Genomic DNA, 19,772 nt, shown 5'->3' on the forward strand with positions numbered 1-19,772 from the left:
TATCTCCAAAGTATAGAAAGTAAGGAATCTTTTAAAAAACTAAAAAATGATGAAATTACGGAAAGGTAATGAGTGATTACCTTTCCGTAATTCGTTAATTATTTCTTTGAGCAATACGATACTTCATCTTAACACTACCACCTTGAGCCGGTGGTGAAGCTGTAAATGTGTAATTGTATGTCCAACCAAACCAACCATTTTTAACCTCAGTCGAAATGTTGCCTTGCTTGCCTGGTGCGATGGTTCTTGAGACTTTTCCATCAATTGATATTTTTATGTCATTACTCCCGTTATTTGAAATCCAGAAGTTTACTTGTGCTCCGTCATTCTCATCTAATTCGAACTCCCGACTCCAGCTTGATTGATCAACAGAGCCCTCTGAAACCTCCTTGTCTAGAGCTTTGAATTCTCCACTACTTGTAACTGCATAATTTTTCGACGATACACTTGTAGTCGAATCCGCAAAAGCAGGTATAGTACAAGTTCCAACAATTACACCAGCTATCAGAGTCGATGTTACTCCTTTGAAAATGGACTTAGGATTCACGATTAAGCACTCCTTATTAATTTAATTTATTATACATGCATACTTCGTATGCATAATACAAATAATACCATGTAAAATAATTACAGTAAATGATTTTTTTGGACAATAATGTTTGTAACTCAACTTTTGTACCCCAAACATCCCAAATCAGACGAGCAAGCCTTGATATAGCTAGGTAAGTGGAAATTGAGATCTTCTTATTGAGGTACTGCTATTAGCAATGATTTTCCGATACCCGCAAAACGAAAAAACACTATCCTTTCTCTAAAGTAACGAAAAGGATAGTGTTTTTTGTGCTATTCAAGATTAATACGTACTCTTTTTTATCTCTGTCTATCTACACTGAATTACAAAATCGGACAAGTCAAGATACTACCAAAAGAAAAAACTATCGCACCCAGTGGGCCAGACCACATTACTTCTCTTGTAAGTGGTTTCTTAGGTCTTAGCTGGAATTACAAATTTAAAGCTAATATTTTTAGTGATTTTTTTAAAAAAAGTAGTGCCCAATTTTTGCCCAAAATTCATGAAAAAAGAAGAAAATAGGTGGAAATGAAGATAAAGAATGCTTTATTTATAAGGTTTATGTAATACATGATACGTTTTCACTATGTTGAGGGTCTAGTGGGTGAACAACCCGTGGAGGTTCAAGTCCTCTCGGCCGCATTGTGGAGTCTACAAGTGTATTTGGCACTAAAAAAGTGCTGACCTCTGCACAAATCCGTTGTGCGAGTCTGCACTTTTATTCTGCATTATACACTTCCTTTATCATCGTTTAAGGAAGTGTATTTAATCGGTTGTTAGCCGGGTTGATACTTGGCTTTTAGCTTTTTTTAAGTGGCTAAAACCTACAAATTTTTTGCCTTCTTCATCCCATAGGCGGAACTTTAACGACTTAAAACTTGTTGCCAGTGTAATAGTTGGTACGTTTTGCAATGGTTCAGTGTTGTTATGCACTTTTTCAAGCTTATAGTTTGGGACTCTCGGGCTTAAATGATGAACATGATGGAAACCGATATTGCCTGTTAGCCATTGCATGACTTTTGGAAGCTTATAAAAAGAGCTCCCTTCAACTGCTGCTTTTACATATTCCCAATGCTCATCTTCTTCAAAATAAGAATCCTCAAACGTATGCTGAATATAAAACATCCAAATTCCGAGAGATCCTGATATTATAAAAATTGGAACCTGAACCAGCAGGAAGTTTTGCCAGCCAATAGCCCAACATAAAAGTGCTGCCAAAACGACGATCCCCAGGTTTGTTACATACGTATTTATCAGTTCTTTGCGTTTTGCCCCTTTACGATTAAAACGATTGGTAATCCCGAAGACGTAAATCGGCCCAATAATAAACATAACAAACGGATTTCTGTACAAACGGTACATTAGTTTTGTCTTCGTTGAGGCTTCCTTATATTCCTCAACGGTCAGTACCCAAATATCGCCTGTACCGCGTTTGTCCAGGTTGCTGCTTGTCGCATGATGGACAGAATGATCGTGTGCCCAATGATCAAAAGGGTGCAGAGTCAGAATTCCTGTTATTGTTCCAAGGATTCGATTCGCCTTTCTGTTCTTAAAAAAGGAATAGTGGCAGCAATCATGAAAGATGATGAAGGTTCTTACTAAAAAACCTGCCGCAACGACAGAAATCACTAATGTAAGGAAATAAGAAATCGACAAACTCTTATATGCCAAATACCATAACAGGAAAAATGGAACCAATGTGTTAATGATTTGACAAATACTTTTTTGTAAATCGGACTTTTCATAGGGTGTAACCAGTTTTCTCAAAGTCCTTAGGTTTTGTTCATTCATTTTTTAAAAGTTTCCCCTTCCCTGATGATCTTCTAAGTATAGAAAACGTTTTATTGCCTTTGAAGTCCCAGCGTCATACACCATATATGATAAGTATCTTTCCCATTCATCTGTAAAATTATTGGAAATAATAAACTGATTTCCAGCTCAACTAAATCTTTATTAGCAGAGCCAGCCGGGATACAAAAGGCGTATGGGACTATACCCGGCTCTTTATCGGGTTAAACTCTCTCCCTGCTCCCCTATGGGAAATGGTTTGATTTATGAGTCATTTCCTAGTTTATTAATTAAAAAGGCTTTGAAAAGTGATAATGAAGAAAAGGAAGATGATTTGTGGTCAAGTATTCCTGGCAAAAGGGGATAAACCATGAGTGACCGTTTGGAAACATCTGCAGAAACAAAGCTTTACCAGTAAACAGCCCTGCTTTAAAAAGAATATCTTGCACTTGCCATGAAACAGCTGAGCTTTTTAAAGAAATCTTTAACAATCAATAATGAAGTACTTTTTAGCAAAGAAAAAGGTTTGAAGACACTCGCGATTCATTTTCACGGTGTTTTCAAACCATAATTATTAATGGGCCTCTTATTCTGCACTGGTATCCACATGTTTAATAAATAATGCCATAAAAAAAACGATAATATTAATTTGCAGTTATTTCCGTTTCGTGTTAAGATAAAGAAGAATTATTTTTGTTCGGTGTAAAGGATAGTATGAATATCGACTTTTCGTCTTGATGATACTTTGGGCAGGGATAGTAAAACAATGTGTGGTAACGCACTAGGAGGCAACAAAATGGAACAAGGTACAGTGAAATGGTTTAATGCAGAAAAAGGTTTTGGATTTATCGAACGTGAAAATGGAGACGATGTATTCGTACACTTCTCTGCAATCCAAGGTGACGGATTCAAATCTTTAGACGAAGGTCAAAAAGTAACGTTTGACGTTGAGCAAGGTGCTCGTGGAGCTCAAGCTGCTAACGTTCAAAAAACTGCTTAATCTTCAATCGTGTATACAAACAGGCTCTTTATAGAGGGCCTGTTTTTTTATGTTCTGCTGTATAATACTCAATAAAAAACCCTACTCAACGTTCGAGTAGGGAGATGCTACAAGGTAATAGAAAAAGATTTAACACTTCAAAGGTTTGTTTACAGTATAACATACTTGATTGACAATATGCGGAATGTATATAAATTAATTACTTTTCTTTTCGTATAGACCTACATTTAAGATAAACAATTACTATTCACTGTCGCAATGGATATAAGAAATTCTTAAAGATAGAGGTGAGATTGATTGTACTTTCTTCTAGAAATAATCACTTAGATATACCTAACACAATGAAAGCCCTGCCTCTCTTCCATCCTTACGGCTCCTTGTCCGTGCCAGTGTGAATCAGGATTACAAAAATCGAGTGACTATTTTATCGAGTTTTTTGATAAAACTTTAAATGTTCGTGAAGACATTTAAATAATAAAAATGGATTAGAAGGAATAACAAAAGAGGTTAATGTTCTAAAAGTAAGTTGAAGAAGTTGAACGTTTTTGAAATGGATTTACTTTTTATCATGATATTATCTGAAAATTCAGGGTATTTATGCAATACATGATCTATAATTAATCTTAACAGAAACTTTTTATTTGTTTTTCAGTGATTCCTTTAATTACTTCCAGTTCACTAATCAAAAATTCATATGCATTATCCAACATTTTTTTTTCGCTTGCATTAAGTGCTTTTTCTTTCTTCATACGCATTAAATCACGTACAACTTCAGCGCCTTCTTGTATTTCACCCGTTTTTATTTTGTTCGTGTTTACTATATACCTTTGCTTATACGGCAGTAACCTATCTGATTCTCCATGCTGAAAAATGTGTATAATGTGTTTTAATGCACGTATATCAGTAACTGGTCGTATACTTGAACTCAATATTTTACGCGTTGGAATCATAACTTGCATATTACTAATAGTCATTTTTATGACATAATACTGTTGTTTTTTTCCTAAGATTTCTTTTTCTTCTATGGCTTCAATTATACCTGCTCCGTGCATTGGATAAACAATGTTATCGCCAATTTGAAACATATCATCCACCTCCATATATGGTAACCTTCTTAAGACTACCATATATGGAGGTGTATTATCAAACTTTTAATAATAACATGATTAAATTTTTGTTGTCAATAACTTTTTTATAAAATCAGATCAAGCAAAAATAACATCAAAACAATAGGGAACTTGTCGGATTTCCAATAAAGGAAATGTCAATGGGTCCGTGTATATAAATCAGTTTTTCATTAAAAATGAGTTATTAAAGCTCCTTTAGGAATTCATGACTTGGCATCAATGACATGTTTGCTGATCTATATGGGCACAAATTTAATCACCAATTTTCAACCATAATACGTGAAAACTTATAGAGTGGAGGATAGAGAGTGTAATGAAAACATGCTTTCATAACCAGTGATATGGTTTTATAATGTTGAGGACCTAGTGTTAGAATAATTCACCCAGCTTATGAAATGTTTGCTGACGTTGAAAGAGGAAGGGGTTAGACCCCTTCCTTAAAGAACCTTTAGTTCCTCTTATTTCTCTTTTTTGAAATCGGTATCCAAATTTCACTTTTAAAGGATGGCGATGTTACATCCTTATGCTCGTTCCACAGTATTTCTGGACCTTCTATTTGTTCATAATTTGACGATGGGAACCATTCGGAATAAATGCGTCCCCATACTTCTTGCAGTGTATCCGGAAATGGTCCGATTGCTTCGAATACAGCCCACGTTGAGGCAGGAACTTCAAGCTGTGAGAGGTTATTTGGACACTGTTTCGTTGTGGCTGCGCCAATATAGTGATCGAGCTCTCCTTTTTCCTCTAACCGACCTTCAGAAAAGTTCGTGGATGCACTAATCAGACCCAAAGGCGCTACATTAGAAAGCTTTTTAAGTTTATTTATTGCTTCTTCATCTAAACTTTCCCACATAGATGCAATTTCCGGATTAACTCCTTTGAAAATAATAGGAACTCTTTTTTTAATGCCAACGATGCGAAATGCCTCTTTTTCTTCAATACGATAGTTCATTTCACTTCCTCCTTTGATTGATAATTGGAAGGTCATTCGTGGATAAGCTTTAAGTGAATGGCCATTATTTCTAGCTTCTGATGGTCTTATGCCATGCAAATTTTGAAATGCTCGTGCAAAGGAATCTGGTGAGTTATAACCGTACTTTATTGCAATGTCAATAACCTTTACGCTGCTGTCTTTAAGTTCAAAAGCTGCAAGAGTAAGACGTCTGCGACGGATATATTCCGATAATGAAATACCTGCAAGGAAGGAAAACATCCTTTTAAAATGATATTCAGAGCAGAAAGCAAGCTTTGCGGCTTCTTTAAAATCAATATCGTTAGTGAGGTTTTCTTCAATATACGTTAATGCTCTATTCATACTTTTAAGCGAATCCATTTATTTGACCTCCTTTAACAAAAGAATAACAGGAGTGAAATGTATCTACCCGACATTCCGTGCACAGTTTTGCAGGATAACTTATATGTAATAAAGTATGTTATTCACCTGTTTTTGTACAGGTATTTTAAAAAAGTTGGTTTCTTAAAACATTCTATAAAGACATATGCATACTACAACAATTATTCGGTAGTTTGTTTTGAAATTTCTTTTTGGGAAGCGCTATAAGTTTTGAATTGTCTAATTTCCATGAATTTGTTATGTTGTTAGATAAAGGTTACATTACAGTATTGGCGAAAAAGGAGTGAAGTTTTCAGGAGGTCAACGTCAACGAATTGATATTGCAAGAGCTTTATCAGAATTCACTAGAAGAATTAATGAAAAATAGAACTGCATTCATATTTTTTCATTGAATAACATAAAGTGGTTATGGAAATTGAAAAAAAGCAGGATACCCGTTTTTAGTACGTTTAAAAAAAAGGAGTCATAACGTTGTTAAAAAGGTTTTCTCTGGTTTTTCTTACGCTAATTATGTCTATAATTGTTGTACTTGTGGCTGCTAAAAATTCCCCTGGAGATAATGTCATTTCATTTGATGAGCCTATTATTTTAATGATATCAATTGGGATCGTTGTATTTTTATTCATCCCTCCTTTAGTCATGTCCTTTTTTGGTAACTGGGTTGTACGAATAATATCTGGAGTATACCAATGTTTTATTGTTTTAACTTTTATGGGGCTCATTCCAATTGGATTTCTTATTCCCAATGGCTTTTTGACAATTCTTCTTTCTATTGCAGGAACTTTAGTTAGCATAACTAGTGTTGCAGTAACCTTATTAATTGGTAAGAATAAAGAAGTTACATACTAATAAAATCGTTACATTTAATGAACTATCCCTGCCAAGTTGACGGTGAAATAATAAACAAGGTTAGAAGGCTTTATTCCAAATTTCGATGGAAAGAGGCCTTCTCTTTTTTTTGTAGGTTTTTTATGTTATGAACATGGATATAGCCCTTGATGACTTGGGTGTAGCACTTGAATAGCAAAGTGTACCGGGGCATATCTTATAAGATTTCCTGCATTGATAACGTTTATTATAAATCAGGAGATGTATCTCGACGTGAAATGCAACAGCCCGCAAATTTCCTATTTACCTCAAAGTAAGTCCTCTAAACGGTCAGCAGTTTCTTGTCCAAGCCTTTTTTTATGGTTGCATAATCTTCACCGTAAGCTTAATCTATTGAATAAATCATATAGTTTGAACCTATACAATGGATGATAGGAGAATAAAACAAATACCGTGATGTCAAAAATAAAATTGACAGGGCAGGGGATGAAGAAAAACAGAGCGTGATATCTATGTAGAATCGGGAAGAGCCTAAAAAATTGTTAGTGGAATAACGCAAAGGAATAAACCGAACTGCTCCGGAAAGAGGGGGATCATGATGTCAAATAGCAGAACGAATCCTAAGGTTGATGAATTTTTAAGTAAAGCTACAAAGTGGAAGGAAGAATACGAGAAGTTAAGAAATATCTGTCTTGACTTTGAGCTGACCGAAGAATTTAAGTGGAAGCATCCTTGTTACACGTTTAATAGTAAAAACATCGTTTTAATACATGGATTTAAAGAATATTGTGCGCTTCTGTTTCACAAAGGTGCCTTGATAAAGGATGACCATGGGATTCTCATCCAACAAACGGAGAATGTACAGGCGGCACGCCAGATTCGGTTCACCAATGTTCAGGAAATAGTTGAAATGGAAACCATCTTAAAAGCCTATATTCATGAAGCCATTGAGGTTGAAAAAGCCGGTTTGGAAGTGGATTTTAAAAAGGATACTGAATATAAAATTCCTGAAGAACTTCAAAGTAAATTCGATGAAATCCCTGCCTTGAAAGCTGCTTTTGAAGCATTAACCCCGGGGCGGCAAAGAGCATACATTCTTTATTTTTCTCAAGCCAAACAATCCAAAACACGAGAGTCAAGGATTGAAAAATATATGGAGAAAATCCTCAATGGACAGGGATTAAAGGATTAGTGTGATCGGTGAGAACATACATGGAACTTGTCCACAATACTGAAGGTCTGTCTAAACAAGAAACATACCAAATGATATTGGTATGTTTTTAAATTTCACCTACCATTTTATTGCGGGTATACAGTTTATCTGAAAAATTGTTTCTCGGGACTATACAAAGAAGTTCTTAGTAAAATCGATATCAAGCTTAATACAACGGATAAAAATCCCACTAATACGACGTATTGCATTCCAAATACTGATATAAATAATCCGCCTGCAGCTGTACCAATGGTTGTTCCTAAGTTAGCGGATGTTAAAAATAATCCATTAGCGAAATCAGGAGCTTCTGGAGCTGCAGATGTAATCCAATATTGATTGATATTATTTCCTATCCCAGCTACTATTCCCCAAACTAAAGTAATGATAGCCATAGGTAAAGTAAACTGCCCTATTAAAAATAATATGATGTACACGATTCCTAATATGAATGGATAAAAAATGACAGATTTGATGGGTTTTTTAGTGAGTAACTTACCTGCCGCAATGTTTCCAATCATATTTGCCCCCCCGAAGATGAATAATATTAAACTAATTGTATTTGGAGACATTTCCGTAACTGTTTTCAGATATTCCGCAAGATAACTATACACCCCGAATATTGCTGAGTTTATTAAAATAACAGCGATAATGGAAAGCCAAGTAACTGTTTTTTTTAATACGCTTACCTGTGCTCCATAAGAAAGTCTTTCTTTAACAGGCATAGAAGGGAAAAATACGAATGTAGCAATGAATGTTAGAGCATTCACGATAGCAAAGAATGACATGGCCATTTGAAGCGAAAGCGTACTAGCAAGAAAACTTGCGATTGGCACACCAAGCACCATACCTGCAGACACTCCCATAATTACCTTAGCAACAGCCTTTGGTGATTCTTCCTTGGGAACTGAGTGAGCAGCTATTGTAAAAGCCGCTGAAAAATAAATGGGATGAAAAATGGCTGGAACCACGCGAGCAATTATTGCGATCGTAAAGTTTGTTGCAAATAGAGAGACTATGTTACCAAGAACAAAAATACCAAGTACAAGCAACATTGCCTTCTTGCGGTTTATCCCGGAAAATAATAACGGCATAGTTGGCCCGCATATAGCAACAGTAAGTGCAAAGAGGCTCACCAGCCATCCTGCCTTAGATACACTAATATGAAAATAATCAGCAATGAAAGGTAATATCCCGATAACTCCCATTTCGGTGTTTATAATGCCAAAAGTTCCAACGGTCAATATAAATATTAATAAATTATTTCGTTTGGTCAAAGAAGCAACTCCTAACTTCAGTCATTAATAATTAGGCTACAAGTTTACATTTTTTAGGGTATATATATCCGGCCCACCTTTGATGGGCGGACATCAAGTTTACTGTACATAATCTCTTTTTATTAAATAATCTTTAATGTATTGTATAGCCTGCGCCTCGTCAGCTCCATCAGCCTGTATATATATTTGGGTTCCAGGATTTATTCCTAAGTCCATAATATCCATTATGGATTTAGGTGAGTGTTTTAGATTAACAGTTTTTCCTCGATATTTAAGAAAAATATCTGATGTAAATCGATGAGATAAACTTACTAACAAGGTTGCTGGTCTCGCAAATCCTGTTTCCTTAATGATCGTAAATTGTTTTTTAATCATTCTTCACCTCATATGATCATGATTGACACAATGTAGCCTTTAATAAAATCTTTTTAAAAAGCTAAGAGAGGAGGTTTTAAAAAAGCCTCATTTTTTCTTCAGATTCTCTTCGAAGAAGGACTCTAGCTTGTAAAACGGGATGTGCTGCTTTTTGTCGTACAGATCCACATACCCTGCATTGAGTTTGCCGCCAATTTGTAAGTATCTTCGCTGAAGTACCTGGAGTGGCATTTTCACCTGCGATGAACAGAATAGGATTTTGTAACTAAAATGGACATTGACGTCATTTGAAAAGGAAAAGCATTATTGATTAATGAATCAGCAGTTGTTTATTATTGTAAATAGAAAAATAGTGTGTACAATGGTTAAATTCATGCAATTTGTTGATTATTCAACATTTCAAACGAAATTGTTGATTATCTTAAGAAAGTTTGGTGACCAGCTATGACCAAAGTGGATAGAAGAATAACAAAAAGCCAAGAAGCTATTAAGAGGGCTCTGATTGAGCTGATGACTGAAAAAAGTTTTGATCACATTACAATTAAGGATATTGCTGACAGAGCAAATGTTAATCGAGGAACCATCTATCTTCATTATTTAGATAAATTTGATCTGTTGGATAAAATCATGGAAGAACATATAAATAATATGGGAGATTTTTGTGAATCAGCAGCTGAAATGGATTGGATTGAATCGACTGTACACTGCATGGAATACCTTGAGAGTAATTATTTATTCTTTTCAACGATGTTAGCCAGTGAAGGAGCGCGATATTTTCGCAGTCAATTCCTTAAGTTTAATATCGAAGAGTTTAAGAAAGATGTCGATATAACGAAAGGAAAAAATCACGGCCAAAGTGAAGATGTCATTGTTGAATTTGTTGCAAATGCTTACGTAGGGGTAGTGGAATGGTGGTTAAAAAACGAAATGCCTTATTCGCCTCGTGTCATGGCAGAAAAAGTGGGGGAATTGTTAGAGAGGATTGTATAATTTATCTACTTCTAGGATTCTCCAAGGAGTTGTCAGTTTGCAAGAGTTAAGCAAAGAAAAATATAATGGCTTGATAACATTGTTTCAAAACAAATGTTGCCCAACATTTGTGTATTCAATTTTATTAAGGGAGGAGTGAGCTTTTTAACAAGCACTCCTCCACTCTCCCTCAAAAATCATCAAATAAATTAAAATGAGTTTATATTTAATTTGCCTTTTTAGCTAACTTATTGTTCATCAATCCGAATTTCCCGCCTACCGCTTCTTTCACCTCATGAATAACGATAAAGGAGTTTGGATCAATGTCTTGAACACTCTTTTTAATTTTTAGCAGCTCGTTCTTTTTAATGACAACATAGATAATACGTTTATCCTTATTAGCATAATAACCATATCCATAAAATATAGTTGCGGCGCTGCCGAACTCACTAGTAATGAACTGTGCAATTTTTTCATATTGATCTGACATAATGGTCATAGCTTTCTTATTATGAAAACCTTCAATCATTATATCGACGATCTTGACGCACAAATAAACAAAAATAAACGTGTATAATGTGTTATTAATTCCCACAGCAAATATGGAGGCAAATATAATGAAGCTATCCATATAGAATAAGCTTTTTGAAATACTATACCCTTTAGTATAATTTAATAAATAAGCCATAAGAGTGGTTCCTCCGGTAGAACCATCTGCAATAAAAATCATGGCGAGCCCTGCCCCCATCAATAAAGCTCCAAACACAATACCTAAAATGATGTCATGGATGGCAAATGGAATAAAGCTTACAATTTTTAGAAAAACAGAGGTCATAATGGCCCCGAATGTGGTATAAAGGATCGTTTTCTTTGTTAAGAATTTATAAGCTGCAGCTATAAAAACAAGGTTTATTAGAAACGTACTTATACTTGTTGGTATATGAAATAGATAATATAAAACTAAAGCAATACCAACTGTGCTTCCATCACCTAATTTATTTGGAATAACAAAAAACTCAATAGATGCAGCAATTAGAAATGTTCCAATGATAATTAAAAGGACATCTTTGTAAATATTTTTCATTATAAAAACCTCCTTTTCTATAGGATTTGCATAAAAAATAATAAAAAACGTCTCAGATATTGTTATGTTAAAAACATAATCAATTTCTAAGACGAAAGAATTACGATACTTATTTATTTCTCTACTTTCCTCAAAATAATTTATTCAATTAAAAGTACATCTTAAAAAATCATTTGAGAGGATTGCTCGATATCTCCGGTGATTATATAAATTTCCCTGATTGATGTCAATATTAATTGTAAATAGATTATTAGTACACACGTAATCAAAATTTATATAGTTTTTCGCTGTATAAGCTATATGTTGCTTCGATCGTGATCAGATGTGAATACGATTATGAATAGGAGTTTAAGCAGATTATCATTATATTTTAATATTATATTGTTTTATCTTGTTATAAAGACTCACCCTTGAAATCCCAAGTATTTTTGCTGCAGCACTTTTATTTCCATATGTTTCTTTTAAAACTTCCCTGATCTTATCTTTTTCTAATAAAGCTTTCTCATGGGCTAGTCCTTCTTTATTTATATTTTTATCTATGGTCACCACAGGAAACACATTTTTAATATCCTCAGCGCTAATATTTAGTTTATCCGTAAATATAATCATTCTTTCTACTACATTCCTAAGTTCTCTAACATTCCCAGGCCATCTATAGCTTGTAAACAATTCCATTGCGCTATCCATTAAAGCCGGTGTTTCTTTTTGATATTTTGTTGAATATTCTTGTGCAAAGTTTTTAACCAATAGAGAAATATCTTCATTTCTATCTCGGAGAGGAGGAATATTTAGAGTAACAACATTTAAACGATAATATAGGTCTTCACGAAATGCTCCTTTTTTGACCATTTCCTCTAGGTGGCTATTAGTTGCCGCAACAATTCTGATATCAACTTTTATGGCCGTATTTCCTCCTATCCGATACACTTCTCTCTCTTGCAATATCCTTAATAATTTTACTTGCATATCGAGCGGCAGCATGCCAATCTCATCTAAAAATAAAGTGCCGCCATCAGCCATTTCTACTTTCCCTTGTTTTCCAGATTTGTGGGCACCAGTAAAAGACCCTTTTTCATAGCCGAAAAATTCACTTTCAAAAAGGGCTTCTGGGATCGCACCGCAGTTAATTGGAATAAATGGTTGCTCCTTTCTTAAACTGGCTTCATGGATGCCTTGGGCAAAAAGTTCTTTTCCAACTCCACTTTCCCCATAAATTAAAACCGTAGCATCAGTTTTTGCCACCTTCAACGCCAATCCCTTTGCATTTTGTATAGCAGCACTATGTCCTTTTATTTCAGATAAAGGATCTAAATGTTTTTGTAATTTATATTGCTGCTTTATTTTCTGTAGCTCCGTAGTCCGCAATGTCAATTTTTCGTTTAACATTACAATATTTGTTATATCTTGATCTATTGAAATGGCTCCTATTAATTCTTGCTTTTCATCGAAAATAGGGGAAGAGCTTATTAATACATGTTTATCAGGCCTAGGCTGATGATAGACATTAAAGACCGGTTTATTGGTTTCAAGTATTTCTAACAGTTTCAAATCCTCTTTTTTGAAAAAATCACTAATCTTCTTATTTTTGATATCTTCAAGCGGTATCCCGTACATTTCCTGTGCATGTGAATTCCAATAAACTACTTTTCCGGACGAATTGATAATTGTAATCGCATCAGAGCTGGTTTCTATTAATGTATTCAAATAATAGAGCAAATGCTCGTTTGATATATCTTTCATGGCATACATCCTTTTGAGGAAATGGTTGTAAAGTGTAAATGTCACTTTGTTTACAATAATGTAAAGTTAATTAACGATTTTATTGTAATCAATTGGCGAAATAGTTGCAATTACGCTACTAATAACAATACTTAAAATTGGCACAATATTTGCATTATTAATTGATATCCTTTTAAATTTGTAAATTGGAGGTTATCGATTAATGGAATTACTGCAAAGTTATATTGAGACTATTGATGCTCATACCATGGGAGAAGCAGCAAGAATAGTAGTAGGGGGAATACCAAAGATCCAAGGTAAGTCCATGATGGAAAAAAAGCATTTTATGATAGCTAGAATGGATCATATCCGTAAACTTCTTATGCATGAACCAAGGGGGCATCTCAATATGTTTGGAGCCATCTTAACTGAGCCGTGTCATTCAAAATGCGACCTGGGTGTTTTATTTATGGATAGCGGCAGTTATTTAAATATGTGCGGTCATGGAACGATTGCATCTATTACGATTGCTATTAATAATGGCCTAATTGACAGAAAGGACAAAGTTTTACTTGATACGCCTTCTGGAATAGTTGAGTGCCATGTAGTCTACGAGAAAGAAAAAGTGAAAGAAGTATCTTTCATTAATGTTCCAGCATTTTTATTAGAAAAGGATATAAGCGTATACGTTGAAGACATTGGCTATTTAACGATAGATGTAGCCTTTGGAGGAAGTTTTTTTGCAATAGTCGATGCCGAACAGTTAAGTCTCGAACTTAACATTGAAGAACAAGACAAAATAGCACCGCTCGGTATGGCCATTAGAAGGGCTGCAAATGAACAATTAAACATCAGGCATCCTGACATACCAGAAATAAATAAAATTGATCTCGTCGAATTTAGTTTAGAGTTAGGCAAGAATCATTATAAGAATGCAGTTGTGTTTGGAGATGGACAAATCGACAGGTCCCCTTGTGGAACAGGTACATGCGCCAAGCTATCAACATTAGAGCTTAAACCAGGTGAGTACATCATTCAGGAAAGCATCATTGGCTCCAAGTTTAAAGGCACAGTAATTGATTATACGAAGGTTGGGGATTTTAGAGCTATCATACCTAAAATTACTGGAGCTGCGTGGATGACTGGTATTCACAAGTTCTCATTGGAGGCAACTGATCCGTATAAGGAAGGCTTTTTATTTAAATAGGTAAATTGTTTATCGCTGGTGTCACGAGTTTAAATGGGGGACTCACAAAAGATTTTTTGTTATTGCCTTCTCAAAATAAATTGCTTAATAACTGTGCAAAACGTTGGGGCTAGCTTGGAGCGCAGTCTGTTGTTGCCGGTACAATTATTGAAGAAATGGTTGTAAGGCAAGGCATTAAATGCTCAGGGTATTTCTGCAACGATTGACAATCTGGGTGTATTTGTTTTTGACAAACAGGAAGCAATTAAGGCGCAAAAACAGATATCGGAACACATGACCACAAAATTTCCTTTATAGGATGATAAAACTACTATTTTTAGATTCCGTTTCAATCATTTCCATTACCTCAGTCTTTTGTTTTTGGATCATTATCGGTAATAGAAAATACTGATTTATCTTTTAGATAGAGAATATAGATTTATTTCGACAGAGGGGGAATAATAATGAAGAAAAGCCTGCCTTTTTCACAGGTTCTTGCAATCGGATTGATGCTTTTTTCCATGTTTTTAGGTGCAGGAAACGTCATTTTTGCTCCGATGGTAGGTCAACAAGCAGGAACAAATACTTGGATTGCAATGAGTGGATTCTTAATAACTGGAGTTGGGCTGGTTCTGCTTGCAATTATTGCTTTAACTCGCGGAGGAGGAACTGTCGAAAAACTTGCAGAGAGAGTACATCCGCTTTTTGCCTCAATATTCGTATTATTGCTTTTCCTTATGCTCGGTCCTATTTACGTTATTCCGCGGACAAACTCTGTCTTATACGAAATTGCTATAAATCCATTAGTTGATACAAAAACGAATACAAGTATTTATTTACTTATTTTCTCTTTTGTATTTACTTTTCTAACAATCATTCTCTCATGGAATACAACAAAGTTTGTGGGCCGGCTAGGTAAGATTATCACGCCAGTATTTTCAATATTAATAATCATTTTAATTGCAAAATCGCTTATTACCCCTATGGGAAGTATAGGTGAGCCTCAGAAAGAGTATATGAGCGGAGTTTTTTTAAAAGGAGTAACTGAAGGATATTATACAATGGATGTTCTCGCAGCTTTTGTTTTTGGAGGGATATTCATTAAAAGTATCAGTTCCTTAGGTATTAGTTGTGAAAAGGAAGTATCCACTTTATTTATTAAAGCGGGGATTATCACAATAATTGGTTTAGTCGCTTTGCAAATTTCAATGGCATGGATAGGAGCTTCTAGTGTGGAGGCGATTGGTTTTAAAGAAAATGGCGGAGAAGTGTTAGCACAGAGCGCGATTACTCTATTTGGCCCGTTTGGAATTTGCATCATTGGAACCGTTATTTTTTTAACGGGGATTACAACCAATATTGCCTGTTTAGCAGCTGTATCTGAGTATTTCGAAAGGATTGTCCCTTCGGTCTCGTATAAAAAATGGTTGATCATATTTTCTATTTTAAGTTTTGTTATTACAAACTTTGGTCTCAGTACTATACTGACATTCACATTTCCAATACTATTATTACTCTATCCTATAGCGATTGCCTTGATTGTATTAATTTTCACAAATAATTTGTTTAGCGGTCATAGATCAGTTTATATAGCTACAGTAATTGGTGTAGGATTTGTCGCAATCCTCGATGCCCTAAAGGAAGTGAATTTTTTAACAGAAGTCGTCAATCATATCTTTGGATTTATTCCGTTATTTGAAAATGGAGTAGGATGGATGACTACAGGCTTGATAGGATTTATTATAGGGCTGCTAGCCGCAAAAGCAAGAAAAGAACCGGCCATTTTGATTAATAAACCGGGAAGAGAGATCACTAAAATTTAAGTAACACCTTATGCAAATCGAATATGCTCGTAAAAGGCAGCAGAGGGATAAATTCAATACAGGGAATGGTGCTTTGGAGTGTAAGCCATAAAGTAACTAAACGTGTAACCTGGTTCAGTATTGATTTGTAAAATGTTTAGGGAACAAGCCGATTTTTAAAATTGCCTTGTTTTTTTATAAGTTTATTACTGTGAATAGGGCAGCATTTTTTTAACCGAAACCTTGGTTTATCTTTTTTCGAAAATGTTTTCAAGCGGAAAAATGGTGAAGAATTTGGAGCGTAAACATCCAGATTTAAAAAAATTATTGGAGACTTACAATTATAAGTTTTTGGCATTGGGGATGATTTGTCCGATAGCCCCAACAGATGTCGTGTGTTTTTTATCAGCAGCCGTTGGGTTAAAGTATCGTGTTTACATTTTAACTGTAATTATTACGAATATCCCTCTATTAATATTTTCTAGCTTTATTGTGATCAACTTCAGTGAGTCTTTAGTGGGTACTGTATTAGTTATCGTATCATTTGTTTTGATTTCTGTTGTATCCATTAAAATGTGGAACATTCTTAAGCAGAAGCAAAGCGTGTAGGGATAAACTATAGATCGTATATGACGTGATGTTCAGTAAATACAGGAGCGCAATAAAGAAAGGATATATGAAAGAAGATACCATGCAAAACTGGTATCTTTTTTATGTGAGTTTTTCTAGAGTATCCTGTACATTCCAGCAATGACAGTAACTTAATACTATATCGAATCTATTTGAGGAAACTGATTGATGATATATTGCTTGAAGTTTTCAGTGACAGGTGATAGATACTTCCCTTCAATCCAAGAAATACCGACTACACGCTCAAACCTTGGCCAACTAATACGTACCTTTACGATATTTGTTTGGTCTAAGCCTTTAAAATCAGGAAGAATTGAAACGCCAAGACCCGCTGCAACAAAACCTGCGATTGTAGCAGCTTCTTCACCTTCAAATACAATGTTTGGGGTAATATTAACCTGTTCAAAAATATGATCTATTGTCACTCGAAGAGCGAAACCTTCTTTCATTAAAACAAAAGGCTCATTAGCAATTTCGTTTAACGTAATATCCTCACGAGTAGCTAACACATGATTTTTTGGCAAAAATAAAAAGAGCTCCTCCTTCCATAAGGGTTTCCACATTATATTTGATTCGGCTGGAAAAGAAGCAAGTAGGCAGAGATCAAGTTCACCTGATTTTAGTTTATCTAAAAGCAAATTAGAGTGAGACTGGTTTAGTTGAAAATGAACTTTTGGGTAATTATTTTTAAATGTTCCAATTAAATGTGGAACGATTGTTGTACCCAGGGTATGTAAAAAGCCTAAAGACACTTCACCTTGATCCGGTTTTAAAAGAGATTGAATTGCTTCCTTTCCTTCAGTAAATTCTTTAATTATGGAATCAACCCTCTTGAGGAATATTTCCCCATACTTATTTAATTTAATGGACCGGCCTTGTCTATCAAAAAGCGGAACACCTAAATGATTTTCTAATCTAACAATAGATCGAGAAAGTGCTGGCTGTGTAATTGATAAAGTTTCAGCAGCTTTCGTTACATGCTGTATACGAGCAAGAGTTTGGAAGTACTCTAATTGTTCCCATTCCATTAAAAAAATCCTCTCTTTTTATAAATCATTACATAAATGAATTAAAATCATATTTATTATGCATTATACATCATAATTTATGAGTGTTATGATAAATTCATCGGCAAAATAAATAAAATTTTATATAAATATTAAATTAATTAGGGTGTTCAAAAGGAGGAACTATTAAATGAGCTATCGAATTGAAAAGGATACTTTTGGAGAAATAAAGGTGCCTGCTGATAAGTTTTGGGGGGCGCAAACACAACGTAGTAAAGAGAACTTCAAAATAGGTTCTGAAAAAATGCCTAACCGTATTGTTAAGGCTTTTGCTATATTGAAGCGCAGTACAGCTATTGCTAATAATCGTCTAGGTAATTTGGATAGTGAAAAAACAGAGGTTATTACAGCAGTTTGTGATGAAATTCTTGAAGGCAAATATGATGATAATTTTCCACTCGTTGTTTGGCAGACGGGAAGCGGAACACAAAGCAATATGAATGTTAACGAAGTTGTAGCAAACCTTGCAACAGCTTTATTAAAAGAGAAAGGCTCTATACAAACCATACATCCAAATGATGATGTCAACCGCAGTCAAAGTTCGAATGACACTTTCCCAACAGCGATGCATGTTGCAGGTGTATTAGCTATCTATGAACAATTAGTTCCTGCACTTGATCAACTTCGGAACACATTAGATGAAAAAGCAAAAAAATTCAATGACATTGTAAAAATAGGACGTACACATCTTCAAGATGCTACACCTTTAACTCTTGGACAAGAAATTAGCGGTTGGGTATATATGATTGACCGTTCGAAAGAAATGATATTGGAAGCAACTGAAAAAATGCGTGAGCTTGCTATCGGGGGTACGGCTGTAGGGACAGGCATTAACGCACATCCACAGTTTGGAGAGGTTGTCTCAGAGGAAATCTCGAAGTTTACAGGCCAACATTTTAAAAGTTCACCTAATAAGTTTCATGCCTTAACTAGTCATGATGAAATAACATATGTACATGGTGCTATGAAGGCATTAGCTGCTGACTTAATGAAAATTGCGAACGATGTTAGATGGCTTGCAAGCGGTCCCCGCTGTGGTATCGGGGAAATTTCAATCCCGGAAAATGAGCCCGGCAGCTCCATTATGCCCGGTAAAGTTAACCCTACACAATGTGAAGCCCTTACCATGATTGCGGCTCAAATTATGGGGAATGATGCAACTATTGGTTTTGCTTCAAGTCAGGGCAACTTTGAACTCAATGTATTTAAACCAGTTATCATCTATAACTTCCTTCAATCCGTACAGTTACTGAGTGATGGAATAAAATCTTTCCATGATCATTGTGCGGTTGGTATTGAACCTAATAAGAAAACCATTGAGGAAAATCTTTCCGGCTCTTTGATGCTTGTCACAGCATTGAATCCTTATATCGGATATGAAAATTCAGCAAAAATTGCCAAGTTTGCTCATAAAGAAGGCTTGACGTTAAAAGAGGCTGCTGTGCAACTCGAATTATTAACGGAAGAACAATTTGATGAGATGGTTAAGCCAGAAGATATGGTGAAACCAAACATTTAAATCTTTTAAGATAAAAACTAGTTACTAATCAGTAACTAGTTTTTTATTTCAATTGTGATGAAACCATTGACATAAGTTTCAATAGAGGAAATTTTAAATACTCCAAAGGAATCATGAGAGAAAACATAACGGATTTCCCCGTTTATTTTTTCAGATTCTATTAAATCTTTGCACCAGGAATCAGTCTATCTAATTGCGGGTAGAATACAAAGTTTATTAGGGCAGAAGTCTTTTTCAACCGTTTCAAAAAAATTGTTTTCAAT

Annotated in this window: 17 protein-coding genes and 1 pseudogene; 9 read left to right on the forward strand and 9 right to left on the reverse strand. The window is 34.9% G+C overall.

Annotated elements, in window-relative coordinates; translation table 11 throughout:
* Positions 1-94: 94 nt before the first annotated feature.
* Together BSI_RS0121455 and desA are read right to left on the reverse strand one after the other, a co-directional pair.
* Positions 95-547 carry a hypothetical protein gene (locus BSI_RS0121455; RefSeq protein WP_032732232.1) on the reverse strand — a complete coding sequence of 151 codons (453 nt, stop codon included), beginning with the start codon at positions 545-547 and terminating at the stop codon, positions 95-97.
* A 789-nt stretch (positions 548-1,336) separates the two neighbouring features.
* Positions 1,337-2,362, reverse strand: coding sequence for a Delta(5) desaturase DesA (gene desA, locus BSI_RS05360; RefSeq protein ID WP_003240486.1), 1,026 nt, complete (start codon positions 2,360-2,362; stop codon positions 1,337-1,339).
* A 793-nt stretch (positions 2,363-3,155) separates the two neighbouring features.
* Between desA and cspC the strand changes: the two genes are divergently transcribed.
* Positions 3,156-3,359: a cold shock protein CspC gene (gene cspC, locus BSI_RS05355; RefSeq protein WP_003240492.1), complete on the forward strand. Its 204-nt coding sequence runs from the start codon at positions 3,156-3,158 to the stop codon at positions 3,357-3,359.
* Positions 3,360-3,982: 623 nt separating this feature from the next.
* Here cspC and BSI_RS05350 read toward each other — a convergent pair.
* Positions 3,983-4,444, reverse strand: a complete 462-nt coding sequence (locus BSI_RS05350) for a CarD family transcriptional regulator (RefSeq protein ID WP_003240494.1) — start codon at positions 4,442-4,444, stop codon at positions 3,983-3,985.
* A 490-nt stretch (positions 4,445-4,934) separates the two neighbouring features.
* Positions 4,935-5,822: an AraC family transcriptional regulator gene (locus tag BSI_RS05345; RefSeq protein ID WP_003240496.1), complete on the reverse strand. Its 888-nt coding sequence runs from the start codon at positions 5,820-5,822 to the stop codon at positions 4,935-4,937.
* A 492-nt stretch (positions 5,823-6,314) separates the two neighbouring features.
* Between BSI_RS05345 and BSI_RS0121460 the strand changes: the two genes are divergently transcribed.
* The gene (locus BSI_RS0121460; RefSeq protein ID WP_032732233.1) at positions 6,315-6,692 is read left to right on the forward strand and encodes a YdeH family membrane protein; all 378 of its coding nucleotides are present in this window, start codon (positions 6,315-6,317) and stop codon (positions 6,690-6,692) included.
* 577 nt (positions 6,693-7,269) lie between these two features.
* Positions 7,270-7,863: a YdeI/OmpD-associated family protein gene (locus BSI_RS05340; protein ID WP_003240498.1), complete on the forward strand. Its 594-nt coding sequence runs from the start codon at positions 7,270-7,272 to the stop codon at positions 7,861-7,863.
* Positions 7,864-7,988: 125 nt separating this feature from the next.
* Here the strand turns inward: BSI_RS05340 and BSI_RS05335 are convergent, their stop codons facing one another.
* Both BSI_RS05335 and BSI_RS05330 read right to left on the reverse strand, forming a co-directional pair.
* A complete protein-coding gene (locus BSI_RS05335; RefSeq protein ID WP_003240500.1) occupies positions 7,989-9,158 on the reverse strand; it encodes an MFS transporter in 1,170 nt (389 codons plus the stop codon).
* A gap of 99 nt (positions 9,159-9,257) precedes the next feature.
* Positions 9,258-9,533: an HPr family phosphocarrier protein gene (locus BSI_RS05330; RefSeq protein WP_003240502.1), complete on the reverse strand. Its 276-nt coding sequence runs from the start codon at positions 9,531-9,533 to the stop codon at positions 9,258-9,260.
* Between the two features lie 444 nt (positions 9,534-9,977).
* Here BSI_RS05330 and BSI_RS05325 point away from each other — a divergent pair, with 444 nt between their 5' ends.
* Both BSI_RS05325 and BSI_RS23140 read left to right on the forward strand, forming a co-directional pair.
* Positions 9,978-10,523, forward strand: coding sequence for a TetR/AcrR family transcriptional regulator (locus BSI_RS05325; RefSeq protein ID WP_003240506.1), 546 nt, complete (start codon positions 9,978-9,980; stop codon positions 10,521-10,523).
* 37 nt (positions 10,524-10,560) lie between these two features.
* A pseudogene (locus tag BSI_RS23140) lies at positions 10,561-10,647 on the forward strand (GNAT family N-acetyltransferase); the annotation flags it as partial.
* An 81-nt stretch (positions 10,648-10,728) separates the two neighbouring features.
* On the opposite strand, the gene BSI_RS05320 reads toward BSI_RS23140, so the two are convergent.
* Together BSI_RS05320 and BSI_RS05315 are read right to left on the reverse strand one after the other, a co-directional pair.
* Entirely contained in the window at positions 10,729-11,586 is an 858-nt protein-coding gene (locus tag BSI_RS05320; RefSeq protein WP_003240507.1) for a YitT family protein, read from the reverse strand.
* A 363-nt stretch (positions 11,587-11,949) separates the two neighbouring features.
* On the reverse strand, positions 11,950-13,326 hold the full coding sequence (locus tag BSI_RS05315) for a sigma-54 interaction domain-containing protein (protein WP_003240509.1): 1,377 nt from the start codon (positions 13,324-13,326) through the stop codon (positions 11,950-11,952).
* Positions 13,327-13,528: 202 nt separating this feature from the next.
* Here BSI_RS05315 and BSI_RS05310 point away from each other — a divergent pair, with 202 nt between their 5' ends.
* From BSI_RS05310 to BSI_RS23315, 3 genes are all read left to right on the forward strand, one after another.
* Positions 13,529-14,512 carry a proline racemase family protein gene (locus BSI_RS05310; RefSeq protein WP_003240511.1) on the forward strand — a complete coding sequence of 328 codons (984 nt, stop codon included), beginning with the start codon at positions 13,529-13,531 and terminating at the stop codon, positions 14,510-14,512.
* Positions 14,513-14,955: 443 nt separating this feature from the next.
* Positions 14,956-16,314, forward strand: coding sequence for a branched-chain amino acid transport system II carrier protein (gene brnQ, locus BSI_RS05305; RefSeq protein ID WP_003240513.1), 1,359 nt, complete (start codon positions 14,956-14,958; stop codon positions 16,312-16,314).
* Positions 16,315-16,518: 204 nt separating this feature from the next.
* A complete protein-coding gene (locus BSI_RS23315; protein ID WP_373695040.1) occupies positions 16,519-16,902 on the forward strand; it encodes a VTT domain-containing protein in 384 nt (127 codons plus the stop codon).
* A 158-nt stretch (positions 16,903-17,060) separates the two neighbouring features.
* On the opposite strand, the gene BSI_RS05295 is transcribed toward BSI_RS23315, so the two are convergent.
* Positions 17,061-17,951 carry a LysR family transcriptional regulator gene (locus BSI_RS05295; RefSeq protein ID WP_003240517.1) on the reverse strand — a complete coding sequence of 297 codons (891 nt, stop codon included), beginning with the start codon at positions 17,949-17,951 and terminating at the stop codon, positions 17,061-17,063.
* A 169-nt stretch (positions 17,952-18,120) separates the two neighbouring features.
* On the opposite strand from BSI_RS05295, the gene fumC reads away from it, so the two are divergent.
* Positions 18,121-19,509 carry a class II fumarate hydratase gene (fumC, locus tag BSI_RS05290; RefSeq protein ID WP_003240519.1) on the forward strand — a complete coding sequence of 463 codons (1,389 nt, stop codon included), beginning with the start codon at positions 18,121-18,123 and terminating at the stop codon, positions 19,507-19,509.
* Positions 19,510-19,772 lie beyond the last annotated feature (263 nt).

This window comes from Bacillus inaquosorum KCTC 13429 (genome assembly GCF_000332645.1).
GTDB lineage: Bacteria > Bacillota > Bacilli > Bacillales > Bacillaceae > Bacillus > Bacillus inaquosorum.